Origin of the sequence: Streptomyces incarnatus (assembly GCF_001027185.1) — a bacterium.
GTDB lineage: Bacteria > Actinomycetota > Actinomycetes > Streptomycetales > Streptomycetaceae > Streptomyces > Streptomyces puniciscabiei.
The window spans coordinates 1,520,602-1,546,560 of sequence record NZ_CP011497.1; the positions used below are offsets into that span (position 1 = coordinate 1,520,602).

At 70.0% G+C, this 25,959-nt stretch carries 13 protein-coding genes; 7 read left to right on the top strand and 6 right to left on the bottom strand.

Features of this window, described 5'->3' with window-relative positions; genetic code table 11:
- Positions 1-23: 23 nt before the first annotated feature.
- Both ABB07_RS06780 and ABB07_RS06785 read right to left on the bottom strand, forming a co-directional pair.
- On the bottom strand, positions 24-1,001 hold the full coding sequence (locus ABB07_RS06780) for a 3-oxoacyl-ACP synthase III family protein (protein WP_244189246.1): 978 nt from the start codon (positions 999-1,001) through the stop codon (positions 24-26).
- A 51-nt stretch (positions 1,002-1,052) separates the two neighbouring features.
- Positions 1,053-1,814, bottom strand: coding sequence for a thioesterase II family protein (locus ABB07_RS06785; RefSeq protein WP_208897849.1), 762 nt, complete (start codon positions 1,812-1,814; stop codon positions 1,053-1,055).
- Positions 1,815-2,048: 234 nt separating this feature from the next.
- Between ABB07_RS06785 and ccrA the strand changes: the two genes are divergently transcribed.
- Positions 2,049-3,383: a crotonyl-CoA carboxylase/reductase gene (ccrA, locus tag ABB07_RS06790; protein ID WP_208897850.1), complete on the top strand. Its 1,335-nt coding sequence runs from the start codon at positions 2,049-2,051 to the stop codon at positions 3,381-3,383.
- Positions 3,384-3,423: 40 nt separating this feature from the next.
- Positions 3,424-5,169 carry a 3-hydroxyacyl-CoA dehydrogenase family protein gene (locus tag ABB07_RS06795; protein WP_244189247.1) on the top strand — a complete coding sequence of 582 codons (1,746 nt, stop codon included), beginning with the start codon at positions 3,424-3,426 and terminating at the stop codon, positions 5,167-5,169.
- 8 nt (positions 5,170-5,177) lie between these two features.
- On the opposite strand, the gene ABB07_RS06800 is transcribed toward ABB07_RS06795, so the two are convergent.
- Positions 5,178-7,730, bottom strand: a complete 2,553-nt coding sequence (locus ABB07_RS06800) for a helix-turn-helix transcriptional regulator (RefSeq protein ID WP_341845873.1) — start codon at positions 7,728-7,730, stop codon at positions 5,178-5,180.
- A gap of 336 nt (positions 7,731-8,066) precedes the next feature.
- Here ABB07_RS06800 and ABB07_RS06805 point away from each other — a divergent pair, with 336 nt between their 5' ends.
- From ABB07_RS06805 to ABB07_RS06825, 5 genes are all read left to right on the top strand, one after another.
- A complete protein-coding gene (locus ABB07_RS06805; RefSeq protein WP_279617381.1) occupies positions 8,067-9,272 on the top strand; it encodes a beta-ketoacyl-[acyl-carrier-protein] synthase family protein in 1,206 nt (401 codons plus the stop codon).
- Positions 9,273-9,382: 110 nt separating this feature from the next.
- Complete coding sequence (locus ABB07_RS06810; protein ID WP_244189248.1) at positions 9,383-10,654, top strand: cytochrome P450; 1,272 nt, start codon at positions 9,383-9,385, stop codon at positions 10,652-10,654.
- Complete coding sequence (locus ABB07_RS06815) at positions 10,654-12,801, top strand: beta-ketoacyl synthase N-terminal-like domain-containing protein (RefSeq protein WP_208897854.1); 2,148 nt, start codon at positions 10,654-10,656, stop codon at positions 12,799-12,801. The genes ABB07_RS06810 and ABB07_RS06815 overlap by 1 nt, the downstream gene beginning before the upstream one ends.
- Entirely contained in the window at positions 12,794-19,693 is a 6,900-nt protein-coding gene (locus tag ABB07_RS06820) for a type I polyketide synthase (protein WP_208897855.1), read from the top strand. The genes ABB07_RS06815 and ABB07_RS06820 overlap by 8 nt, the downstream gene beginning before the upstream one ends.
- The gene (locus tag ABB07_RS06825) at positions 19,677-21,581 is read left to right on the top strand and encodes an amino acid adenylation domain-containing protein (protein WP_208897856.1); all 1,905 of its coding nucleotides are present in this window, start codon (positions 19,677-19,679) and stop codon (positions 21,579-21,581) included. Before ABB07_RS06820 ends, ABB07_RS06825 begins: the two co-directional genes overlap by 17 nt.
- 161 nt (positions 21,582-21,742) lie before the next feature.
- On the opposite strand, the gene ABB07_RS06830 is transcribed toward ABB07_RS06825, so the two are convergent.
- The 3 genes from ABB07_RS06830 to hydA all read right to left on the bottom strand — a co-directional run bounded on the left by ABB07_RS06830 (position 21,743) and on the right by hydA (position 25,955).
- On the bottom strand, positions 21,743-23,293 hold the full coding sequence (locus ABB07_RS06830) for an NCS1 family nucleobase:cation symporter-1 (protein ID WP_208897857.1): 1,551 nt from the start codon (positions 23,291-23,293) through the stop codon (positions 21,743-21,745).
- A 224-nt stretch (positions 23,294-23,517) separates the two neighbouring features.
- The gene (locus tag ABB07_RS06835) at positions 23,518-24,540 is read right to left on the bottom strand and encodes a TIGR03842 family LLM class F420-dependent oxidoreductase (protein WP_208897858.1); all 1,023 of its coding nucleotides are present in this window, start codon (positions 24,538-24,540) and stop codon (positions 23,518-23,520) included.
- Between the two features lie 11 nt (positions 24,541-24,551).
- On the bottom strand, positions 24,552-25,955 hold the full coding sequence (gene hydA, locus ABB07_RS06840) for a dihydropyrimidinase (RefSeq protein WP_208897859.1): 1,404 nt from the start codon (positions 25,953-25,955) through the stop codon (positions 24,552-24,554).
- Positions 25,956-25,959: the final 4 nt, after the last annotated feature.

Below are 25,959 nucleotides of genomic sequence, written 5' to 3' on the forward strand. Positions count from 1 at the left end.
GTGTCGTTGTGTCCTGGTACGAACTAGCGAGTGCCCCAGGAGATCAGGGAGGTCCCCATGGTCATTCCGCCACCGAACCCCGCGAGCACGACCAGATCTCCGGTCTCCAGCCGGCCCGAGCGGTGCGCGTGGTCCAGAGCGAGGGGAATGGAAGCCGCCCCGGTGTTCCCGTGCTGGGCGACCGGCATGTGCAGGTGCGCATGAGGAAGCCCCAGGTGGCCCCATATGTCCTGAAGCATCGCTCCATTGGCCTGGTGCGGGACGAAGTGGCGGATTTCTTCCGGTGGTACGGACAGGTCCGTCAGCAAGTCGTGAACGGCGCGCGGGAGTTCCCGGGTCACGTAGTCACGGACCTCACGCCCGCGCATGCGGAAATAGTGCCCGCCACGGGCGAGGGTGTCGGAGGAGGGCGGCTGCCGGCTCCCGCCTGCCTCGATGCCGATGAGGTCGAGCAGTTGGCTGTCCGTCGCCACGCTTGCACCGAGGAATCCGCCGGCCTCGGTGACCGGCCCGAGTACCACCGCTCCTGCCCCGTCCCCGAAGAGCGGAGCGGTGCGGCGATCCGACGGGTCGACGACGCGCGAGTACACGTCGCTGCCGATCACCAGCGTGCGGCCACCGGGCGGCCCGTCCTCCCGTGTCAGGCAGATCCCTGCCCGCAGTGCGACGACGAAGCCCGCGCACACGGCGTTCACGTCGAAGGCGGCGGCACGGTCGGCGCCGAGCAGACGCTGAACCACGGCGGCGGTAGGGGGTTGGGGCTGGTCGGGTGTGGAGGTGGCGACGATGATCCAGGCCAGCTCGGTGGGCCGGACCCCCGCGTTCTCCAGGGCGCGGCGGCCGGCCTCTGCCGCCAGGTCCGACGCCGCCTGGTCGTCTGCCGCGTAGCGGCGCTCAACAATGCCTGTCTTGCGTTCGATCCACTCCGGGGTGACACCGGTCGAGGCCGCTATTTCCTGGTTCCCGACGGTACGCTGCGGCAGGAACGAACCCGTGCCCAATATCCCGACACGCCCTGCGGCCGCCCCGGACGTACTCAATCCCACATTTCCTCAACCGTGTCCGGCACCGCACAGGGTGCGCTCGATTTCACTGGCGATGTCCTCCTGGCCGTCAACGAGATAGAAGTGACCTCCGGAGAAGACATCCAGCCGGAAAGATCCCTCCGTGTGATCGCCCCAATGGTGCAGCTCACCGACTTCCACCCGTGGATCCGAGAATCCCGTGAAACCGCGGATGGGGCATTTCAGAACGGGGCCGGGTACGTATTCGTACGTCTCCGCGGCGTGGTAGTCGCTGCGGATCGCAGGGAGGAACATCTTGAGTACGTCCGCGTCGCCGAACATCTCCGAGCCGGTGCCGTCGAGTGCGCGGATGTCCTCCGCCATCTCCTCGTCCGAGAGCCGGTGCAGTCCCGTGTCGACGTTGCGGTGGGGGGCGGGTCGCCCGGAGACGAAGAGGGCTTCGGGATCCTTTCCGCCCGACTGCAGCCTCAGTGCGACCTCGTAGGCGAGCGTTGCACCCATACTGTGCCCGAACAGGGCGTAGGGGCCGTCGAGTCGCGAGCCCACCGCCTCGACGACGCGGTCGGCCAGCTCGTGGATGTGCGGGACATTGGCTTCGGACCTGCGGTCCTGGCGCCCTGGGTACTGCATGGACCACACGTCGATTTCCGGCGCCAGCCTCTGCGAGAACGGGAAGAAGAAGCTGGCGGATCCGCCGGAATGCGGGAAACAGAGCAACTGGTATCGCGCCCCAGGCGAAGGGTGAAACCTGCGCACCCAAGCGGTTTCTTTAACGGGGTTACCAACCACGCCGCCTACTCCAAATCGTTCTGCACCGTGCACCGGGCGAAGCCTCGCGTTTGCACATGATGCCCGGACGGCGGGTTCGGCAGCAATCCCCTACTTTCGCCGGGTTGGTCAGTAGGGGGGACGGGTGAGCCGGTCGCCGACGGTAGGGGATTTCCGGGAGAAAGGAGGCCGCCTAATCTCTGGCGGGACGGGCGTGCACTGCCCCACCTCGCACTCGCCCCCGGAGGAAACCACGTGAAGGAAATAGTCGAAGCCATCGTCTCCGCGGAGGCGACGTCCGACGACTACACGGCGCTGCCACTCCCGGACAGCTATCGAGGCATCGCCGTCCGCAAGGACGACATCGGGATGTTCGACGGACTGGACTCGGAGGTGAAGGACCCGCGCAAGTCCCTTCACCTCATGGAAGTCCCGGTGCCCGAGCTGGGCCCGGGCGAGGCCCTGGTGGCCGTCATGGCCTCCTCGGTCAACTACAACTCGGTGTGGACCTCGATCTTCGAACCGCTGCCGACCTTCGGGTTCCTGGAGCGCTACGGCCGCACCAACGAGCTGGCCAAGCGCCACGACCTGCCCTACCACATCATCGGCTCCGACCTCGCCGGCGTCGTCCTGCGCACCGGCCCCGGCGTCAACGCCTGGAAGCCCGGGAACGAGGTCGTCGCGCACTGCCTGTCCGTCGAGCTGGAATCCTCCGACGGCCACAACGACACCATGCTCGACCCCGAGCAGCGCATCTGGGGCTTCGAGACCAACTTCGGCGGCCTCGCCGAGATCGCCCTGGTCAAGTCCAACCAGCTGATGCCCAAGCCCGGCCACCTCAGCTGGGAGGAGGCCGCCGCCCCCGGCCTGGTCAACTCCACCGCCTACCGCCAGCTCGTCTCCCGCAACGGCGCCGGCATGAAGCAGGGCGACAACGTCCTCATCTGGGGCGCCAGCGGCGGCCTCGGCTCCTACGCCACCCAGTTCGCCCTCGCCGGCGGCGCCAACCCCATCTGCGTCGTCTCCTCGCCGCAGAAGGCCGACATCTGCCGCTCCATGGGCGCCGAGTCCATCATCGACCGCAACGCCGAGGGCTACCGGTTCTGGAAGGACGAGCACACCCAGGACCCCAAGGAGTGGAAGCGCTTCGGCAAGCGCATCCGCGAACTCACCGGCGGCGAGGACATCGACATCGTCTTCGAGCACCCCGGCCGCGAGACCTTCGGCGCCAGCGTCTTCGTCACCCGCAAGGGCGGCACCATCACCACCTGCGCCTCCACCTCGGGCTACATGCACGAGTACGACAACCGCTACCTGTGGATGTCCCTGAAGCGCATCATCGGCTCCCACTTCGCCAACTACCGCGAGGCCTGGGAGGCCAACCGCCTCATCGCCAAGGGCAAGATCCACCCCACCCTCTCCAAGGTCTACTCCCTCCAGGACACCGGCCAGGCCGCCTACGACGTCCACCGCAACCTGCACCAGGGCAAGGTCGGCGTCCTCTGCCTCGCACCCGAGGAAGGCCTCGGCGTGCGCGACGAGGAGATGCGCGCCCAGCACATCGACGCCATCAACCGCTTCCGGCCCTGAACATCCGGGAGTGAAGCCGATGAAGACCAGAGGAACAGACGTGCAAGACATAGTGGGACCCGGCCGTGCCGTCGGAATCGTGGGACTCGGGACGGTCGGCGAAGCGTTGCTGAGCATGGTGGCCGCCACCGGGTGCCCGGTGGTCGGCGTGGACAACGACCCCGACGTCATCGCCAGGGTCGAGCAACGACTCAAGCGCAACGACACCGGCGAGACCGGCGAGTCCGTCTCCTGGACGCTGTCCACCGACATCACCGCGCTGGCCGACGTCGGTGTCGTGGTGGAGGCCGTGGCCGAGGACCCCGGCGCCAAGCGCGACGTACTTCGCCGGCTGCGTCAGGCCTGCCCACCCGACACGGCCATCGTCACCACGGCCTCCTCGCTGCCGCTGTTCCCGCTCAGCACCGCCGCAGGGCGTCCCGACCGCATCGCCGGCCTGCGACTGCTGCGCCCGCCGGCGATCGGCAGGCGCGCCGAAGTCGTCCGCACGTCACTGACGTCCGACGAAACAGCTGACCTGGCGGAACGCCTCGCGACAGCCATCGGCCTCGAATGCGTCGTTCTCGGGCACCGCGCGAGCGGTTTCGCCGCTCGGCTCGTCCACCTGTACCTCAACCGCGCCGCCGCCATGGTCGCGGAGGGCTTCGCTTCCCCCCGCGACGTCGACACCGCGATGCGGCTCGGTTGCGGACTGCCGTCCGGTCCGTTGGAACTGATCGACGAACTGGGCGTGGACGAGGTCCACAGCCGCCTGGAGTCGCACTGGAAGCGCACCGGTGAGGAAGCGTTCCGCCCGGTGCCGCTCCTGACCTCGATGCTTCGAAGGGGCACCTGGGGAAGGAAGACCGGCCAGGGCTTCCACCACTACGACGACCAGAGCCTGCCGGGCGAGAGGACCCCTGACGAACGGCGGCGTCCCGACTCCCCGTCATCCGGCGAGCCGGTACGCCAGGTCGGCGTGTTCGGTTCCGGCACGATGGCTCGCGGGATCGCGGAGGTGTGTGCCTTGTCCGGCCTCCGCACCACCTTGGTGGCGCGCAGTACGGACAAGGCCCGGAGCGCCGCGGCGGCCATCGAGGCATCGCTGGTCAAGGCGGTGCGGCGGGGCAGGATCACCCCGGCACAGAAAAAGGACGCGCTGGCCGCGCTCGCCACCGTCGACGACGTCTCGGCGCTGTCCGGCTGCGACCTGGTCATCGAGGCTGTCGCGGAAGACCTGCAGATCAAGCGCGGTGTCTTCGCGCGGCTCGGGGAGGTCTGCCGGCCTGGTGCGATTCTGGCCACCACCACCTCCAGCCTGTCCGTCGCGGCCTGTACGGCTCCGGCCGGCCGGCCCGGGGAGACGCTCGGCCTGCACTTCTTCAACCCCGCGCCCGTGATGAAGCTGGTGGAGCTGGTACGGACGCCGGACACGGCCGCACACGTGACGGCTGCGGGCCGCGCGTTCTGCGCCGGTCTCGGCAAGGTCCCGGTGGCCTGCCAGGACCGGGCGGGTTTCATCGTCAACCGCCTCCTCTTTCCCTACCTCAACGACGCGCTGCGGTTGACGGACGACGCCGCTCTCGACGTCGTGGCACTCGACAGCGCCGTGGAGCGGGGATTCGGATACCCGATGGGACCGTTCACTCTGCTCGACGCCATCGGCCTGGACGTCTCCCTGGCGATCCTGGAGCGTCTGCACGCCGAGTTTCCCGAGGCGGGCTGCGCACCACCAGCCGTTCTCAGGGAGCTGGTGGGCGCGGGCCATCTCGGACGCAAGGCAGGCCGGGGACTGCGCCGGGCGTGAGGTGTCGCTCAACCATCCAAGGAAGACGCTGAGCTGAGCGCGACGGAGAGTTCCGCACGGCCCCGCAGCCCCAGCTTCCGGTAGATGCGGGTCAGATGCTGTTCGACGGTACTGGGCGTGACACCGAGCTGCTCGGCGATCTCCCGGTTGGTGAGACCGTCCTGGGCGAGACGGGCCACCCGGTGTTCGGCCCTGCTCAGCGTATGGAGCTCCTCCGTCGCCACCGGCGGCCGCATGCCGGGCCCCGCGTCGGCGCCGGCGCCGCCCAACCGGTCGTACAGCATCTGCGCCTGCTTGCGCAGCCACGGGCTGCCCGTGTCCGGCTGCGCCAGCTCCTCCTCCAAGAGGCGCACCGCCTCGTCCCTGTCGCCGAGCCCGGCGAGCGCTTCGGCGGCGTAGACGCGCCAGGCCGTGAAGACGGACACCCTGAGCTTCCACGCGGCCATCAGGTCCCGGCACGCGTAGAAGTCGCCGAGCGCCGCTTGGTGACGACCGGCAGCCAGGTGGAGGCGACCACGCGCCTGCAAATAGTGCAGTCCGGGCAGGGACTGGAACATCGACTGCGGTACCGGGACACGGAAGCATTCGGCCGCCGCCTCGAGGTCCCCGAGACTGACACAGGCGAGGACCTTGGCGGACAGCGGCAGACCGACAGCCACCCCCCAAGCCGATGGGGGCAGCAGCGTCAGGGCCTGCTCCGCGCGGGCCAGCGCGGTCGTGAAATTGCCCAGCCAGCTCTCCAGGGTCGCGCTGGCGGTCAACAGGACGGCCCGACAGGTGGTCGTGCGCTCCGAGCAGCCCACGACAAGCCGGTCGCACCAGTCCGCGGCCCTCTCGAGGCGCGAGGCGCGAATCAGCGAGATCAACGCGGCCATCGTGGGCGCCAGGAGCGGCTGGTGGGGCACCTGCGCCTGCAGGAGCTGCTCGGCGGCTCCGCACGCGACGTCGGTGGGTCCCTCGGTCAGCAGCAGCGCGAGCACCAGCGCTCCGTCCCACTGCGGATCCACGGACACGATGCGGCGGCCCGGATCGTGCGCGGACTCCAGGGGGCTGTGCCGATATCGCGCGCCGTAGGTGGGAAAGAAGTACGCGAACCACACCCGCAACACGTCGAGGCGGGCGCGTGCGTCCTGGGGCAGCTCCTCCCGCACGGCGTCGAGGTCGGCGAGGAGAGCGCTGACCTCCTGGGTCCGCCCGGACCACAGCAGATACATGCCCAGCAGCAGACTGTGTTCCCGGCTCAGCCGGCCGGCCCGGTGCTCGTCGAGCAGATCGGTCAGGTGCCAGCGAACCGCCCCCGGGTCCACTTCCCATTCCGCCTGCGCCAGTTCGGCCCGGACCACCGCACGCTGCGAGTCGTCGGCGGCGGCGTCGTACGCGGCCCGAAGGAAGGCGATGGCCCGTTCGGCGTCGTGCTCGTGGAGGGCCTGTGCGGCCGCTTCCCGCAGGGCGATGACCGCCCAAGGGTCCTGGGCGGGCCGTGCGTGAATCAAATGGCCTGCCACTTCGCCCAGTTCGGCGTTGCTCTCGCGCAGTGCCAGCGCGGCGTTCCGGTGCAGCCTCGTCCGTTCGTCCCTCGGGGTTCTGTCCAGCACCACGTCACGAGCCGCCTCCAGGTGGTAGCGGAGGCCGTCGGTCAGGCCGGCTGCCTCCAGGGCACTGCGTGACCGTGCCGCCTCACCGGCGGACATGCCCAGGTGGTGCAGGAGGCGTTCCACTCGCTCCGCGGTGGCCGACTCTCCGAGGACGGCGAGAGCCCGTGCGGTCCGCAGTGCGTCGTCGGACATCAGCCCGTGGATGTACTGAACCGCGAACCGCACCGCGTCGCCACCAGGCGGGGGGAGGATCGCGCCCTGATCCACTTCGACCGGCGCACCGGAACCCGCCCAGTCCTTCACAAGCGCGTGCAGCAGAAGCGGGCTCCCCCCGCACGCCCGCCGCCACAGGGACACGGTCCGGTCGCTGACGCCGCTCCCCATGTGCTCCGCGAGCACTCCTTCGACGCACGAGGCGCACAACGGAGCGAGGCGCAGCAGCGAGCAGCTGGGATTGCGCATGTACTCGGCGACCAGTAACGGACTCTGCTGGGAGAGGTCGGAGCTCCCGGTGAGCAGGATGAGGGCACCCAGTGGCGCCACACGGTGGATGACGTAGAGCAGACACCGCAGGGACTCACCGTCGATGTCGTGAACGTCGTCGACGGTGACGATCAGCGGGGTGCGCTCGGCGACCGCGGAGACGGCGTCGTGCACCGCGGCGGCGACCTTCGCGGGCGACTCGCACACGGCCGCGATCTCGTCCATGGAGTAGCCCAGACAGGACAGGAGTTGGGCGACGACGCCCAGCGGGAACAAGCGCTCCGCCACCGATCCCCTGGCGCTCAGCACGGTCACGCCCGCCCGTTCCGCCTGCCCTGTGACGTAGTCGACCACCCCGGTCTTCCCGGCACCAGGGGGGCCGAGAACCAGAGCGGCCTGTCCCCTACCGTCACGCGCCTGTCTAAAGAGTTCGTCAAGAAGTTGTTGCGCTCGGCATCGCTCTGCCCACTCCATGACGGACATACTCCTTCCAGGGCGCCTGGTTTCGGCCGCCACATGCACTGCTCATGCAATCAAAGCATGTCCGAACGACACCCCCCTACCTCGGTGGCCCTCACTCTGCCGCTGCCCGCCCGCCGCGACGCCGCAGGGGACGGCGGCCGGACCGGTCGCGCCCTCTTTGCGCGGCGAATTAGGGGGGATCCGCCACCCCCCTAATCCTCAACGCCCCGGGAATTGGGGTTTCTTGCGACACGTCTGACCATTGGCTAGCGTGCGAAGTCTTGCGGAGCCCCTCTCCTTTACCGGCTTTGTGGGCCCGGGGGACCCGACCGGCAGCAGCGAAGGGATGACGGAACAGTGGACGTATGGGTTACCGGTCTGGGCGCCATGACGCCGCTCGGCGGGGATATGCCGAGCACGTGGGCCGCAATGCGGAGCGGTGCCAACGGAATTGGGTATCTGAAGGACGAATGGGCCCAGGAGCTGCCCGTCCGGATCGCCGGGCGCCTCGCGGTGGATCCCGCCGACTCCCTCGCACGGACCGAAGCCCGTCGACTCGACCGTGTGGAGCAGATCGCCCTCGTCGCGTCCCGGGAGGCCTGGCGGGACGCCGGCTCCCCGGAACTTCCCCCCGAGCGTCTCGCGGTCGTCATGGGCACCGGCATCGGCGGCGTCACGTCCCTGCTGGACCAGAACCACACGCTCGAGGTCAAGGGGACACGGCGGGTCTCGCCCCACACCGTGCCCATGCTGATGGCCAACGGCCCTGCCGCGTGGGTCAGCATGGACCTGGGCGCACAAGGCGGCGCCCATGCTCCCGTCAGCGCGTGCGCGTCCGGAGCCGAGGCCATCGCCCTGGGCCTGGACCTCATCCGGGCGGGCCGGGCCGATGTCGTCGTGACCGGCGGCGTGGAAGCCAGCGTGCTGCCGCTGCCGCTCGCCGGCTTCGCGCAGATGATGGCGCTGTCCACGTCCAACGACGATCCGGCGCACGCCAGCCGCCCCTTCGACGCCCGGCGCAACGGCTTCGTCCTTGCCGAGGGGGGTGCGGTCGTGGTCCTGGAGCGGGCGGACCACGCGCGCGCACGCGCCGCTCGCGCCTACGCGACCGCCCTGGGGGCGGGCACCAGTTCAAGCGCCGCCCACATCACCGCATCGGACGTGGCGGGACAGGTACGCGCCATGACCCTGTCGCTGCGCGACGCGCGGATCACCGGGCAGGACGTGGAACATGTCCACGCCCACGCGACGTCGACGCCTCAAGGCGACGCGAGTGAAGCCGATGCCATCGCCCGGGCCGTGGGTACGCATGCCGTCGTCACGGCCACGAAATCCATGACCGGCCACATGCTGGGGGCGTCCGGGGCCATGGGTGCGGCCGCGGCGATCCTGGCGCTTCGCGACGGCGTCGTGCCCGCGACCCGCAACCTGCGGGACGTGGATGCGCGCATCGATCTCGATGTGGTGACGGACGAGCCGCGCACGGGACAGTTCCGGGTCGCATTGTCCAATTCCTTCGGCTTCGGCGGGCACAACGTCTCACTCGTCTTCGGCCGTCCCTGACACCGGGAAGGCTCGCCGACTGCCGGCTTCGAGTCGCAAGCCGGCACTGCGACTTGGCGCGCCACTGTCACCGAGCGACATCGCCTCGACTTTTCCACCGAAAGAAGTCCATGACACCCGAGATACCTGAAAAAAGCCCCATCCGTCTCGACGTGGATTTCTACAGAGATCCGCATGCTGTCTATCGGGCGATAAAGCAACGCGGAAACAAACCCACTGAAGTCGTACTCGAAACGGGCATGGCCTACCTGCCGCCGAACCTGCGTGCCTGGGTGGTGACTTCGTACGAGGATGTCGAATTCGTACTAAGGGATCCCCGTTTCCGTAAAAGCATAGACAAGGCAATGCCGTTGTTCGCGGCGAGCGCCCAGGGCGGCGGACAGGCGCAGGACCGAAGCTCGCTGCTTTACGACAACATGGCGAACAACGACCCGCCGATCCACACCGACCTGCGCAAACCGCTCAACAGCTCCTTCACCGCGCGGGCGGTGGCTCCCAAGCGCCAGGCCATGCGGGAACTGGCCGAATCGGTCCTTGACGCCGTCGCAGGACACGAGTCGTTCGACCTCGTCCAGGATTTCGCCTTCCCTTACTCGATCGGCGTCATCTGTGACACGCTCGGAGTTCCGCGCGAGGATCGCGAGACGTTCCACCAATGGGTACAGACGATCACCAGTGACGCGGAACCCGAGGTACTCCGGAGCGACGCGCAGCGGATGGTCGGCTACCTGCGCGGCCTCGTCGCGCAGCGGCGTGAGACGGGCACCGACGACATCCTGACGCAACTCGCCGTCTCGCTCGGCGAGTCGCAGGCGGTCGCCCAGGCGTACGCGCTGCTCGCCGCCGGGTACGAAACCTCGGCGAACCTGATCGTCACGGGGCTGCTGGTCCTGGAGTCGGAGCCGGATCTGAAGGCGCGCGTCTGGGCGGACCGGTCGCTCGTGCCGACCGCCGTGGAAGAGATGCTGCGCCATCAGTCCCCCTTCAATCTGTCCCTGTACCGGTACGCCACCGAGGCGGTCGAGGTGGGCGGGGTGCTCATTCCGGCCGGCTCCATCGTGTTCCTGGCCTTCGCGGCGGCCAACCGCGACGATGCGCGTTTCGAGGATCCCGACCGCTTCACGGTCGACACGCCGCGCCGTGAACACCTGGCCTTCGGCGGCGGCATCCACAACTGCATCGGCAAGCACCTCGCGCGCCTGGAGGCGGAGGTCGCCTTCGACGTCCTGGTCCGACGCTGTCCGGAACTCAGCGTCCGCACGCCGCCCCAGCACATGGAGTGGAAGGCCAGCCCCACCTTCCGGGGGCTCAGGAGTCTCGTCGTCGCCCCCGGACCACTGCGATCCGGCCCGGGCACGGCAGGAGCAGGTGAAGCAGCCTGATGAGCGCACGGACACACCAGCCGCGACCCACACGGACGTACGCGGAACCAGACGCGGCCCCCATGGCCGTCATCGGTCTGTCGTGCCGCTTTCCCGGCGCCTCCGATCCGGGCGAGTTCTGGCGCAACCTCATGTCCTCGGCGGACAGCGTGGGCAGCGCTCCGCCCGGCCGCTGGGAGGAGCGTGCCGGGCCGGCGCCCGCCGAACCCCGTACCCCCATCCGGCACGGCGGCTTCATCGAGGGCATCGACGAGTTCGACGCCAGGTTCTTCGGCATCGTCCGACGCGAGGCCGAGCACATGGATCCGCAGCAGCGGCTCCTGCTCGAGCTCGCGTGGCAGGCCCTGGAGGACGCCTCCGTTCCCGCCCGAGACCTGCGCGCGACGCGCTGGGGTGTCTATGTGGGGGCCGGCGCGGACGACTTCAGGACGCGGTACTTCGCCTCCGGGTGCCTCGACCGGTTCGGGCACATGGGCTCGAGCCGCTCGCTGCTGGCAGGGCGCATCTCCCACCACCTCGGTCTGCGCGGCCCCAGCGAAGTCGTCGACACCGGTCAGTCGTCCTCCCTGTACGCACTGCACCGGGCGGTCGCGAGCCTGCGGCTGGGCGAATGCGATGCCGCGCTCGTCGCCGGCGTCAACCTCAACCTCCTGCCGGACGTCACCGACCAGGTGCAACTGTGGGGCGGCCTCTCCCCTGACGGCCGCTGTCGCACCTTCGACGAGCACGCCGACGGATACGTCCGCGCCGAGGGGGGCGGCGTCGTCGTGCTCAAGCCGCTCGAGGCCGCCGTACGCGACGGTGACCACGTGTACTGCGTGGTGCGCGGCAGCGCCACCAACAACGACGGAGGCAGAGCCGGTCTCGGTGTTCCCAGCGCGGACGCCCAGCGCGAGGTGATCGAGGCCGCCCACCGCGCCGCGGGGGTCACGGGCGCGTCGGTCGGCTACGTCGAACTGCACGGCACGGGCACGCCCGTGGGTGACCCGGTCGAGGCCGAGGCTCTCGGCGAGGCCGTCGGAAGGCAGCGCCCGCGGACAACGCCACTGCTCGTGGGCTCGGTCAAGTCGAACATCGGGCACCTGGAGTCGGCGGCGGGCATCGCCGGGTTCATCAAGGCGTGCCTGGTACTGCATCACGGTCAGCTGCCGCCCACCCTGCACCATCACCGCAGCCCCGAGGCACTGCCGTTGGCGGACCTCAACCTTCGGGTCGTCGGCGTGGACCACGACGAGAGCCTGGGAACCGACGAAGTCGTCGGGGTCAGCTCGTTCGGCATGGGCGGCACCAACGTCCACGTGGTCCTGGCGAGTTCGCCCGGCGCCACGGGACCGTCCGGTCGACGCGGGTCCCGGACTCCGGCCGAGCGGCCCACCACGGACACCGTGTGGTGTCTGTCCGGTCGCACCCGCGAAGCGGTCCGCACCCTGGCCCGCGCCCTGCTGGAACACACCTTCCCCACGGAGCGCTGCACCGTGGGCGATGTGGCCTGGTCCCTCGCCCAGCGCGACGAGGGCGAGCACCGGGTCTCGGTGGTCGGCGGTCGCTGGGACCAGATGCGCGACGGACTCCTGAAGATCGTGGCAGGTCACGACCTGGCCATACCGGCGGACTGGCTGCACGACGGAGGAGCCGAACGAGCCGCCTGGGTATCCGTCGCCGGTACCTACGTCGTCCACGGGGACATCGCCAAGGTCGCAGCTCGGCTGGGAACAGGACTGCGCAAGGTGCCCGGCCTGCCCACGTACCCCTTCGAACGCGACACCTTTCACGGACCCGCACCGCGCCGCTCCCTCGCCCCGGCCCCCGAACCGGCCACCGCGGCGCCGGACGAGGCCCTCCCACGCCCCCTGCTCGACGGCTGGGAGCAGGCTGCCGATCCTTCCGAGCGGCTCTGGCTCGTGCGGTCCTTCCTGGAGCGCGAACTCCTCGACGTTCTGGGCGAGACAGCCGACGACCAGCTGAGCGTGGATCCCGACAGCACCTTCCAGGACCTGGGCGCCGACTCCATGTCCCTGCTCGAGCTGCAGGACCGTCTCACGGCCGCCACCGCGGTGGAGATCCCGGAGTCCGTGCTCTTCGACCACCCGACGATCAACGACCTCGCGGCACACCTGAACACCGAACTGGAGGCACTCCGTGGCTGAGCACACAACGGAGCCCGAAGACATAGCCGTCGTAGGTATGGCCTGCCGCTACCCCGGCGGCGTGAACACCCCGGAGCGCCTGTGGGCCCTGGTCGACGAGGGCCGGGACGCCATCACCGACTTTCCCGACAACCGCGAGTGGCACACCGAGGACCTCTACGACCCGAGCTTCGTGCGGCAGGGCGGGTTCCTGCACGACGCGGACCTCTTCGACGCCGACTTCTTCGGGATCCGGCCCGCTGAGGCGATCTCCATGGACCCGCAGCAGCGGGTGCTCCTGCAGGTCGCCTGGGAGGCGATCGAGCGGGCGGGCATCGTCCCGTCGAGCCTCAAGGGTTCACAGACCGGCGTGTTCGTCGGGCTGATGCCGAACGAGTACGGGATGCCGCTGTGGAAGTGGCAGGACGAGACGGCCGGTTTCATGGGCACCGGCACCTCACCGAGCGTGGCGTCCGGGCGGATCGCCTACCTCCTGGGCCTGGAAGGTCCCGCCCTGACCATCGACACCGCCTGTTCGTCGTCCGGCGTGGCGATTCACACCGCCGTCCGGTCCCTGCGCAGCGGCGAGACGGACCTGGCACTCGCGGGCGGCTGCACCGTGCTCACGGGGCCGGGTATGTTCGTGGACTACGCGAAGAAGGGCGCCCTCTCGCCGGACGGACGATGTCGGACCTTCTCCGACACCGCCAACGGAACCGTCTGGGCCGAAGGCGCGGGCGTCCTCGTCCTCGAACGCCTCTCGGCGGCACGGCGCAATGGGCGCCGCATCCTCGGTGTCATCAAGGGAACCGCCGTCAATCAGGACGGCGCGAGCAACGGCCTCACCGCACCGAGCGGCAAGGCTCAGGTCAAGGTGATCCGGCAGGCGCTCGCCGACGCCCGGCTCACGCCCGGCGAGGTCCAGCTCGTGGAGGCGCACGGAACGGCCACCAAGCTCGGCGACCCCATCGAGGCCAACGCCATCCAGGCCACCTACGGAGCGGACCGCGCCGGCGAACCGGTGTGGATCGGCTCCTTCAAGTCGAACATCGGCCACTCCATGGCCGCGGCGGGAGTCGGTGGTGTCATCAAGTGCCTGAGCGCGATGCGCGCCGGCATCATGCCCAAGACACTGCACGTCGAGGAACTCAACTCCCACGTCGACTGGTCCTCGTCGGTGAACGTCCTGCGCGAGAGCAGGCCCTGGCCCACCGCACAGGGCGGCGTACGCCGGTGCGCCGTCTCCTCGTTCGGTGTCAGCGGCACCAACTCCCATGTGGTCCTGGAGAGCTGGGACGAGGAGCCGGCGGTCTCCGCGAGCCCGGCGGACGCCTCCGACGACACCACGCACGCCCTCACCCTCTCCGCCAAGACGCCCGCGGCTCTGCGCTCTCACGCCGCGCGGGTCGCCGAACACCTCGTCTCCGGGACCTCGTCCGTGGCGGCGACCGCACAGGCGCTCGCCACGCAGCGCGAGCACTACGCCCACCGCGCCGTCGCCGTCGCGGCAGGACGAGAGCACCTGGCCGCCGCGCTCCGGGCGTTCGCCGACGGCACCGACTCCCCAGCGGTCGTACACGACGAGGCACGGCGCATTCGACGCCCGGTCTTCGTGTTCCCCGGGCAGGGGTCCCAGTGGGACGCCATGGCCGTGCGGCTCCTGAAGGACTCCGACGTCTTCCGGCTGAGGGTCGAGGAGGTCGCGGGAGCCTTCAAGCCCTATCTCGACTACGACTTGCTGGCGGTGCTGGCCGGCGAGGACCGGGAGACGAACCGGGAGCGCACGGACGTCGTCCAGCCACTCACCTTCACCATGATGCTGGGCCTGGCCTCGATGTGGGAGCTCGCCGGTGTCCGGCCCGCCGCGGTGATCGGCCATTCGCAGGGCGAGGTCGCCGCCGCGTGCCTCGCCGGTGCTCTCAGTCTCGACGAGGCGGCCCGTGTGGTCGCCTGCCGCAGCCGCGTGCTGGAGGACGAGGGACGCGGCGGCATGGTGGCCGTGGCGCTCGGCGTCGAGGAGGCGGTGGCCGCCGCCCGCGAAGCGGGCGCGCAGCTCGCCGTCGCGGCCACCAACGGCCCCGCCTTCACCATCTTGTCCGGTGACGACGAACCGGGTATCCGGCGTCTGCTGGACCGGTGCGAGGACCGGGACGTGTACGCCCGCCGGGTCCCGGCCAAGTGCGCCTCGCACTCACCCGTCATGGCCGAGCTCGAAGGCCGGATCATGGCAGGACTCGACGGCCTCCAGGCCTGCGCGGAGGACGTGACCTTCTTCTCCACGGTCGAGGGTGACCGGGTACGGGGGCAGGATCTGACCGCCGCGTACTGGTTCCGGAATCTGCGCGAGCAGGTCCGGTTCGCCGAGACCGTCACGGCCATGGTGTCGCACGGCTACGACGCCTTCATCGAGATCAGCCCGCATCCCGTGCTCCTCACCTCGCTGCGCCAGATTCTGGAGCAGGCCGGCAGCGACGCCCCGGTGTGCGCGACCCTCCGCCGGGACCAGGGTTCGTACGAGCGGTTCCTGACGGCTGCCGCCGAGGCCTACGTCCAGGGCCACGACGTCGGCTGGGCCGCCCTGCACACCGGTGCGTGGTCCGGCGGTCCGGCTCCGGACGGTCTTCCCACCTACCCGTTCCAAGGACGCAGGTTCTGGCTTCCGTCGCAGATGGAGACCACGGCCGTCTCCGTGCCCCCCGCCGTCCGGCCGGGCGCGGGCAGGACGCGGATCGCGGACGGCGGCCACCCGTTCCTGACCTCCGTGGTCGAGACGGTCGACGGCACCGTGGTGATGAGCGGGCGCCTGTCCGTCCGGAGCCACCCGTGGTTGATGGATCACCGGGTCGAGGACACGCCCTTGCTGCCCGGCACCGCCTTCGCGGAGCTGCTGCTGTCGGCGGGGCGCGAACTCGGCTGCCTCGACCTCGACGAGATGGTGCTCCGGGATCCGCTGCTCCTGCCGGTGGACGGGTCTCAGGTCGACGTACAGGTGACCGCGCGACGCCCCGACGCGCAGGGGAAGCGGGCCGTGGCGGTGTACTCGCGCCCGGCGGCCGACACCGAGTGGCGCCAACACGCGGAGGGCTTGGTGTCCCCCGAGCCCCCTCGGCCGGCTCCCGCCGGCCTCAAGACCGAGCCCGGTGCCCAACTCCTCGACGCCGACATGCTGTACGCGCGGCTGCGCGCGATGGGGTACGGCTACGGCGACGCGTTCCAAGGCGTACGAGGCGGAGAGCACGGTGACGGCTGGGCCCGCTCCCGGGTGGTCCTGCCGGACAGCGCTCGCATCAACCACAACGGCTTCGCGCTGCACCCGGCGCTGTCCGACGCGGCACTGCACGCCGCCGTGGCCTGTGGCCTGATCGAACCGTCGGCAGCAGGGAACATCGCCGTCCCCTTCGTGTTCAACGGCGTACGGGTCGGTGACGGCGACGCCGCCGACCGGTGCTGGGCCACTGCCCGCCGCGTGGCTCCCGACACCATCGCCCTCACCCTGACCGACGACCTCGGCCATGTGCTGCTGAGCATCGACCGCATGGTGGTCCGCGGCCTCGAGCGGCCCGCTCGGCAGCCGGAGAACGAGGAGGCCACGCTCTACACGACCGACTGGGCAGAGGCCGAGGGCGAACGGGGTGGGGAACGTCGCCTGTGCGTCGTGGGCGCCGACGGGCCGCTCGCCGCGTCCCTGCGGAACACCGCACACGGCGGGGTGACGGTGGCCACGCTCGACGAAGCCATCATGGTCGTCAGGGCTCTCCCCGGAGACTGGCAGGTCGTCCTGTCCCCCGCGTCGACGGGCTCCGGAACCGTGACCGCGGCTGACGTCCATGACACGGCGGCATGGGCGCTGGAGGCCGTCCAGCGGTGGATGCTCGCCGAGGACCTCTCCGAGCGTGCCCTGCTCACGTTCGTCACCCGGAACGCGGTGGCCGTCCCCGATGACGAGGCGCACGACCTGGTCGCGAGCGCGCTGTGGGGGATGGTCCGCACCACCCAGACCGAGAACCCCGGTCATGTCCGCATCATCGACATCGATGACGCCGCGGTCGCCGAACCGGACCTGGTCGAGGCGGCGTTGCTGCGTTCCGAGGCCCAGCTGGCCGTACGCGCGGGCAGGGTGCTGCGCCCGCATCTGTGGCCGCACGCCTCCGCCGGCACCTCGTTCCCGGACTGCGGCGACGGCACCGTCGTCATCACCGGCGGCACCGGCACGATCGGCCGTGCCCTGGCCCGCCACCTCGTCACCCAGAGGTCCGTGCGGTCCGTGGCACTGCTCAGCCGCAGCGGCCGGCAGGCGCCCGGTATCACGGCCCTCACCTGCGAACTGGAGCGCCTGGGCGCCTCGGTTCGCGTGCTCGAGGCCGACACCGCCGACGCGGAGCGCCTGCGCGCGGCCCTGGCCCAACTGCGCTCGGAGCGTCCGCTGGCGGGCGTCGTCCATGCCGCGGGCCTCCTCGACGACGCCATCGTGCCGAACATGACGCCCGAGCAACTGCACCGTGTCCTGGCGAGCAAGGTCGACTCGGCGCTCAACCTGGACGCTGCGACGCGTGCGGACGACCTTCGCTTCTTCACCGTCTTCTCCTCCCTGTACGGCGTGCTCGGCGGCCCCGGGCAGGCCAACTACGCGGCGGCGAACACCTTCTTGGACCACTTCGCACACTGGCGCCGTGCGCAGGGCCGGCCGGCCAACTCCGTCGCCTGGGGTCTGTGGGACGAGGCGACGGGTATGACGGGGCACCTCGACGAGGCAGATCTGCTGCGACTGCGGCGCAACGGAGTGGCGCCTTTCACGGTGCCGGAGGGGCTCGCCCTGTTCGATGCCGCACTCGGCAGCGGCACCACCGCGGTGATCGCGGCACGTCTGGCGGTGTCCGACGCGACCGACGACGCAACGCTGGACGGCCCGTTCCTGTTCTCCCGCCTGGCAGGACGCGAAGCGACCCGGACCGGGAAGGTGCGCGAACCCGCACCCGCACCCGCACCCGCCGCCCCGCCCGCACCGACCGTCGCCGCCGCCGCCGCCGCCGCCAAGCCTGCCCCGAGCGCTCCGCCTGCCCCGAGCGCCCCGGCTCTCCGGCCCCGGACGCGGCAGACACCTGTCGCTTCCGCTCAGCCGCGCGCCGAGGCCGACCGGCCCACGCGCCCGCAGGAGGCGGCCACCGTCCTCGACCTCCTGAACTCGCCGGAGGCATCGCACGACCAGCGCGTCGCCGGCCTGCTCACCGTGGTCAAGGAGAGTGTGGCCGAACTGCTCGGCACCGAGCACCGGCGCCTGGACGCCCAGCAGTCCTTCTACGAGATGGGCTTCGACTCCCTCACCTCCATGGAGCTGCGCGTCCGCCTCGGCCGCAGGCTCGGCATCCGGTTGGGCGCCACCGTGGTCTTCGACCACCCGACTCCGGAGGCGCTCGTCTCGCACATCGTGGATCTGTTCCGGCCCGATGACGGCCGGGAGTCGGACGAGTCCGAGGAGCCCGGCCCAGCCAAGGTCAGCGAGCCGGACGTCGCCCCGGCCCCGGTGGCCGCGCCCGCGAGGCAGGAGGCGCGCCAGGGCGCGGAGGCCGGCAGGACCGGGGAGGAACCATCCTCCGTGCCCGACTCCGCCCCGTTCCCCCTGACCAAACTGCAGGAGGCCTATCTCGCGGGCCGGGCCGGTGACTTCGAACTGGGCAACGTCTCCACGTACTTGTACGTGGAGGTCGACCTGACCGGCTTCGACGTGGCGGCGGCCGAGCACGCGCTCGACCGGCTCGTACGGCGCCACCCGATGCTGCGGGCCGTCTTCGACCCGGAGACCGGGACCCAGCGGGTGCGGGGCAGCGTGCCCCGCGTGTCGATCCCCGTCGAGGACCTGACCCGGCTCACGGAGGACGAGCGTGGAAAGCGGCTCGCCGCGATACACGCCGAGCTGAAGGCCACGGAGTGCGACGTCACGAGCTGGCCCCTGTTCGTGGTGCGCGCCACGGCCGTCAGCCCGACCGTGACGCGACTGCACTTCGGCATCGACGTACTCGTCTCGGACGGCAGCAGCACCTCCGTCCTCTTCAAGGAGTGGGCGCAGCTCTACGCGGACCCCGACACGGAACTCCCGGAGCTGCGGTGCGGGTTCGACGAGTTCGCGCTCAGGATCCGCGAACAGGCCGCGGCAGCGGAGAGCGACCGGAGCAGGTCGTACTGGAGCGGTCGGCTCCAGAGCCTGCCCCCGGCTCCGCAACTGCCCCTCGCGGTCCGCCTCGCCGACGTACGGCGCCCCGTGTTCACCAACCGCTTCCTGCGCGTCGACGCACCGGAGTGGGAACGGTTCAAGCGCAATGCCGCGGCAGCCGGCCTGACGGCCTCGGGGGCCGTGCTGGGCGCGTACTGCCACGTGCTCGCCGCCTGGTCCAGGACACCGGACTTCACCCTCACCTGCCTGGTGTCGCAGCGGGACGCGATAGCCGGTATGGACACCGCGAACGTCATAGGCAACTTCTCCTCCACGAGCCTGCTCGAAGTGCGGGTCGACCAGGCCGCTCCGTTCCGGGACACGGCCCGCCGGATCCAGCGGCAGCTGATGCAGGACATGGAACACACCGCCTGTTCCGGCCTCGATGTACTCAGGGACCTCGGCCGTATGGACGCGAGCGCGGGGCGGGCACGCATGCCTGTCGTCTTCAACAGCACCATCGGCGGGGCCGCCGCGGGCGGGCAGGAGGCCGGTCCCGTGGGTTCGCTGTGCCGCATGGGTGAGACCGGCACGCCGGTATGGAGCGGGGTCCGCACCCCGCAAGTCATCCTCGATCACACGGCGTTCGAGGAGAACGGCGGTCTGATCCTCAACTGGGACGTGGTGGAGGAAGTGTTCCCGGAGGGCGTCGTGGACTCCATGTTCGCGGCATACGAAAGGCTGATTCGTGAACTCTGTCGCTGACTCCGCGTGGTTCGCGCCCGCCTGGGCGAACGACCCCGAGCTTGCGCCCGGTGCCGGCAGGCTCCAGCGCACCCAGGAGCCCGGGTTCCCCTCGGACCACACCCTCCATTCCCGTTTCGTCGAGCGAGCCGCGCGGACTCCCGGCGCTGTCGCCGTGATCACACGAGACCGGCGGCTCAGCTATGCCGACCTCGACGCGGAATCGGCTCGGGTGGCCCGTCTCCTGGCAGAGCACGGCACCACGACCGGAACGTTGGTCGGCGTGGTGATGGACAAGGGCTGGGAGCAGGTGGTCGGCAGTCTGGGCGTGTTGCGGTCGGGAGGCGCGTACGTCCCCATCGACCCGAACTGGCCGGCCCAGCGCCTCGCCGCGGTGATCGCCGCCGCGGAGCTGGACACGGTCCTCACCCAGCCCGCGCTGCGCGACGCCGTCGACTGGCCCGACGGCCTCACGGTGCTGGCGGTCGAGGCGCCCGACCCGTCCGAGAACGCCGTGGTCCACACGGCGCCGGACGTCCCGGTGACACCTCGTGACGTCGCGTACGTGATCTACACCTCCGGCTCCACGGGTGTCCCCAAGGGGGTGGTGATCGAACACGGATCAGCGGTCAACACGATCCTGGACGTCAACGACGAGCTGTCGCTCACCGCGGACGACCGCGTCCTCGGCCTCTCGGCCCTCAACTTCGACCTGTCGGTCTACGACATCTTCGGACCTCTCTCCGCCGGTGGCGCGGTCGTGCTGCCCGGTCCGCAGGACGCCCGTGAACCGGCGGGCTGGCTCTCCCTGATGGCCGAGGGGAGGGTCACGGTGTGGAACAGCGTTCCCGCCCTGATGGCCATGCTGTGCGAGCACCTGACGTCGTCGCCGGACAGGGATGCCGGGTCCCCGGACGTCCCGTCCTCGCTGCGCGCAGTCCTCATGAGCGGGGACTGGATTCCCGTGGCCCTGCCCGTCGAGATCCGGCGGTTCTTCCCTCACGCGACGCTGTGGAGCCTCGGGGGTGCGACCGAGGCGTCGATCTGGTCGGTCTGGCATCGGATCGTTCCCGAAGACACGGCGTTGCCGTCCATCCCCTACGGCACGTCCATGCGGAACCAGAAGGTCTTTGTCGCCGACACGCTCCTACGGCCACGCCCCACGTGGGTCGTGGGCGAAATCTGCATCGCCGGCGCCGGCCTGGCCCGTGGATACCTCGGCGACCCGGAGAAGACCGCGAAGAGTTTCACCGTCTCTCCGTCCACCGGAGAACGCGTGTACCGGACCGGTGACTGGGGACGTCTCCTGCCCAACGGCGAGATAGAGTTTCTGGGCCGCGACGACATGCAGGTCAAGGTCGGCGGCTACCGGATCGAGCTGGGCGACGTGGAAGCCGCGCTGCTGCGATGTCCCGAGGTCGCGGGCGCCGTCGTGACGGCCCCGGGCGACCGGAGCCGCAGGCGACTCGTGGCGCACGTCGTGCTGGAGGCGGGCGCCAGGCGAACGGGCGCGGACATCAAGAAGGCCGCGGAGGAATTCCTGCCGCCGTACATGCTTCCCGCCCTTGTGACCGTGTGGGATGCACTGCCCCTGACGCCGAACGGGAAGGTGGACCGCGCCGCACTGGCCCGGCACGAGGAGGAGCCGGATACGGAGGATGACAACGCTCGCCCTGCCACCGAGGAGGAACAGGCTCTGCTCTCCCTGTGGCAAGGCTTCTTCGAAGCGTCCTCGCTCTCCGTCCTGGACAACTTCTTCGAACTGGGCGGAGACTCTCTACGGGCCGTACGTCTGATGGCACGGGTGCGGAGGGAACTGGACGTCTCATTGCCGGTTGCAACGCTCTTCTCGGCACCGACGATCCGGTCACTGGCGGTCCGGGTGCAGGAGTCGCGCATGGCCGCGTAGCCACGGAGCAGCGCACCCGGCCGTGCCCTGTGTACCGCATGCCCTCGGCGTCGGTCGGGCCGCGGGTGGTGAGGCGCTGCTTCTCAAGCGTGTCGGTACGTGAACCGGCCGCCAGGCACTCCACGCATTCGCCCAGGAGCGCTCGGCGGCCGGTCCGTGGTTCAGCTGTCCTGGTCCTGCCTGCGGCTGAGGCTGAGCAGGGTGTAGACCAGCAGGGCGGAGGCCAGGCCGACGGCCCAGCCGTAATCGGCCAGGGGCTTGAGGAGCGGGATGATGCCGTCCGCGGGGAAGGGGCCCTGCTTGACGCCCTTGACCACGGTCGAGTACGAGCCGCCGACGGCCAGGACGCCGCCGATCACGAAGGCGGCCACCGCGCGCAGGTTCCAGCCGCCGGTGTACCAATAGCTGCCGTCGGGCTGGTACAACTCCCCCAGCGCCAGGCGGGTACGACGCACGATCCAGTAATCGGCCACGAGGATGCCGGCCACCGTGCCGAGCAGGCCGCCGACGAAGCCGAGCCAGGTGAAGATGTACACGTGCGGGTTGGCGATCAGCTTCCACGGCATGATCAGGATGCCGACCACGCCGGTTATCAGCGCGCCGGTACGGAAGCTGACCAGGCGCGGCAGCAGGTGCGACAGGTCGTACGCCGGGGAGACGACATTGGCGGCGATGTTCACCGACAGGGTCGCCACCATCACGATCAGCAACGCGAACAAGGCGCCGACGGCGTTGCTCATCTTCGCGCTCAGTGCGATCGGATCCCAGATCGGCGCCCCGTAGACGGCCTGGGAGCCGGACGTCACCAACACCGACAGGATCGCGAACAGCGTCATCGTGGTCGGCAGGCCCAGGGCCTGACCCCACAGCTGGGCGCGCTGGCTGCCGCCGAACCGTGTGAAGTCGGGGATGTTCAGCGACAGCGTGGACCAGAAGCCGATCATGCCCATCAGAGAGGGGAAGAACACCTTCCAGAACCCGCTCCCCCAGCCCAGGGCGGAGGGCTGGTCCAGCAGCGGGCCGAAGCCGCCCGCCTTGTCGGCCATGACCGCCAGCAGCACCAGGGCACCGACGATCACCAGCGGCGCCGCCCAGTTCTCCACCCTGCGCAACGTCTCCATGCCGCGGGTGATGATGGCGACCTCGACGAGCCAGAACGCCCCGAACGACAGCCACTGGGTCCACGGCGTGCCCCCGATCGAACCGGCGTGCAGCCAGCCGTGGCCGAACAGCTTGCCGGCCAGCAGGAAGATGCCCTCCCCACCGATCCACGTCTGAATGCCGAACCAGCAGCACGCCACCGCCGCCCGCACCATCGCCGGCAGGTTCGCCCCGCGCACCCCGAACGACGCCCGCGCGAACACCGGGAACGGGATTCCGTACTTGGTGCCGGCGTGACCGGTCAGCAGCATCGGCACCAGCACGATCACGTTCGCCAGCGCGATCGTCAGCACTGCCTGCTTCCAGTCCATGCCCAGCGCCACCAGCCCCGAAGCCAGCGTCCATGAGGGAATGCAATGCGCCATTCCCACCCAGAGGGCGAGATAGTTGTAAGTCCCCCAAGTCCGGCGCGCGATCGGGACCGGCACCAGGTCCGCGTTGGCGAAACGCGAATCGTCCAGCACCGCCGGATCGGACAACGCCACCCGGCCGTCCGGATACACCTGCTGCGCGACGGCCGGATCGGCCAGGGTTCTTCCACTGGAGGACATCAGGACCACCTCGTATCGCAGGACTCATATGACGATGCGGACTCCGGGGAGCTCGACTCGTCCCCGGAAGTGCGACGAGCAACCGACGAGCCGTCAGCGACTGCTGGGCGGCGGAGTGCCGGGGGAGCGAGTTGCACGCGCCCGTCGTGGAGGGTGGCCCCCTCCCCGGGGAGGTGGGGAGGGGAGACCAGGAGGGGCGTGGGGGGTGGACTCGGAGGAGGGGTTCAGGCGTTGACGGCCGGGATGACCTTGGCACCGTACGCGTCGATGGTGGCCTCCTGCGCGTCGTGCATGTCGTACACCGCGAACTGGTCGACGCCCAGCGCGCGGAGCGCGGTCAGTTTCTCGATGTGCTTCTCGGCCGGCCCGATGACGCAGAACCGGTCGACGATCTCGTCCGGCACGAACTGGGTGTCCGGGTTGCCGCTGCGCCCGTGGTGGGAGTAGTCGTAGCCTTCGCGGGCCTTGATGTAGTCGGTGAGTTCCTCGGGGACCTGGGCGGAGTGTTCGCCGTACTTGGCGACCAGGTCGGCGACGTGGTTGCCGACCATGCCGCCGAACCAGCGGCACTGCTCCCGGGCGTGCGCGAGGGCCTCGGGCGAGTCGTCGGCGGTGACGTAGGCGGGGGCCGCCACACAGATGGTGACCTCGGCGGGGTCCCGTCCGGCGGCCGCCGCCGCGTCCTTCACGGCCTTCACCATGTACTCGGTCAGATACAGGTCGGACAGCTGGAGGATGAACCCGTCCGCCTCCTCGCCGGTCATCCTCAGCGCCTTCGGGCCGTACGCGGCCATCCATACGGGGAGTTGGGCGCCCGGCTTGATCCACGGGAACCTCACGACCGTGCCGCCGCCGAGGTCGGCCTCCTCGCCGCTGCCGAGCGCCCGGATGACCTTCATCGCCTCGCTGATGCGCGCGAGGGTGTTGGGCTTGCGGCCCGCGACCCGCATCGCGGAGTCGCCGCGGCCGATGCCGCAGACGGTGCGGTTGCCGAACATGTCGTTGAGGGTGGCGAAGGTGGAGGCGGTGACCTCCCAGGTGCGGGTGCCCGGGTTGGTGACCATCGGGCCGACCTTCAGCTTCGTGGTGTTGGCCAGGATCTGGCTGTAGATCACGAACGGCTCCTGCCAGAGCACGGCGGAGTCGAAGGTCCAGCCGTACGTGAACCCGTTGCGCTCGGCCCGTTTCATCAGGCTGATGACACGGGAGGCCGGCGGGTCGGTCTGCAGGACGAGTCCGAAGTCCATGGGCGCTGCTCCTAGTTGAGGTACTGACAGGTGGAGCGCGGGGTGAAGGCGCCGTGTCCGGCGTGCCCGGTGTACTCCCGCTCGCTGATGACGGCTTCGCCGCGGGAGAGCACGGTCTCGACCCGGCCGGTGGTGCGCTTGCCCTCGTAGGCCGAGTAGTCGACGTTCATGTGGTGGGTCGCGGCGGACATGACCTGCTCGGCGTGCGGGTCGTAGATCACGATGTCGGCGTCGGCGCCCGGGGCGATGGTGCCCTTCTTCGGGTACAGGCCGAACATGCGGGCCGGGGTGGCGCAGGCGATCTCGATCCAGCGGCGGCGGGAGATGTGCCCGTCGACGACGGCCTGGTGGAGCAGGTCCATACGGTTCTCCACGCCCGGCAGGCCGTTGGGGATCTTGGAGAAGTCGCCGCGGCCCAGCTCCTTCTGGCCGGCGAAGCAGAAGGGGCAGTGGTCGGTGGAGACCACCTGGAGGTCGTTGGTGCGCAGTCCCTTCCAGAGCGCGGCCTGGTGCTCCCTGGGCCTCAGCGGAGTGCTGCACACGTACTTCGCGCCCTCGAAGTCCGGCTCGGCGAGGTTGTCGGTGGACAGGAACAGATACTGCGGACAGGTCTCGCCGAACACGTTCAGCCCCTCGTCCCGGGCCCGCGCCAGCTCGGCGACCGCCTCCATGGCCGACACGTGCACGACGTACAGCGGGGCGCCCGCGACCTGGGCGAGCCGGATCGCGCGGTGGGTGGCCTCGGCCTCCAGCAGGGCCTTGCGGACCTCGCCGTGGTAGCGCGGGTCGGTCTCGCCCCGGGCGAGGGCCTGCTCTACCAGGACGTCGATGGCGATGCCGTTCTCGGCGTGCATCATGATCAGCCCGCCGTTCTCGGCGGAGCGCTGCATGGCGCGCAGGATCTGTCCGTCGTCGGAGTAGAAGACCCCCGGGTAGGCCATGAACTGCTTGAAGCTCGTCACCCCTTCCTCGATCAGGAGGTCCATCTCCTTGAGCGTCTCGTCGTTCACATCGGAGACGATCATGTGGAAGGCGTAGTCGATCGCGCAGTTGCCCTCGGCCTTGGCGTGCCAGGTGTCCAGGCCCTCGCGCAGGGTGTGGCCGACGCTCTGCACCGCGAAGTCGACGATCGTCGTCGTACCGCCCCAGGCGGCGGCGCGGGTGCCGGTCTCGAAGGTGTCGGAGGCGAAGGTGCCGCCGAACGGCAGCTCCATGTGGGTGTGCGCGTCGACACCGCCCGGGATCACGTACTTGCCGGTCGCGTCGATGACCCGGTCGGCGGTGAAGGTCGCGGCGGCGGGGGTGCCGGACGCCGCGAGGGCGGCGACCCTGCCGTCCTCGATCAGGACGTCGGCGTGGATCTCGTCCGAGGCGGTGATGACGAGACCACCGCGGATCACTGTACGGCTGCTCATGCTG

Coding starts and splice junctions, on each gene's coding strand:
- ABB07_RS06800 (WP_341845873.1), bottom strand. CDS start 7,730: ATGTCCGTCATGGAGTGGGCAGAGCGATGCCGAGCGCAACAACTTCTT.
- ABB07_RS06810 (WP_244189248.1), top strand. CDS start 9,383: ATGACACCCGAGATACCTGAAAAAAGCCCCATCCGTCTCGACGTGGAT.
- ABB07_RS06815 (WP_208897854.1), top strand. CDS start 10,654: ATGAGCGCACGGACACACCAGCCGCGACCCACACGGACGTACGCGGAA.
- ABB07_RS06830 (WP_208897857.1), bottom strand. CDS start 23,293: ATGTCCTCCAGTGGAAGAACCCTGGCCGATCCGGCCGTCGCGCAGCAG.
- ABB07_RS06835 (WP_208897858.1), bottom strand. CDS start 24,540: ATGGACTTCGGACTCGTCCTGCAGACCGACCCGCCGGCCTCCCGTGTC.
- hydA (WP_208897859.1), bottom strand. CDS start 25,955: ATGAGCAGCCGTACAGTGATCCGCGGTGGTCTCGTCATCACCGCCTCG.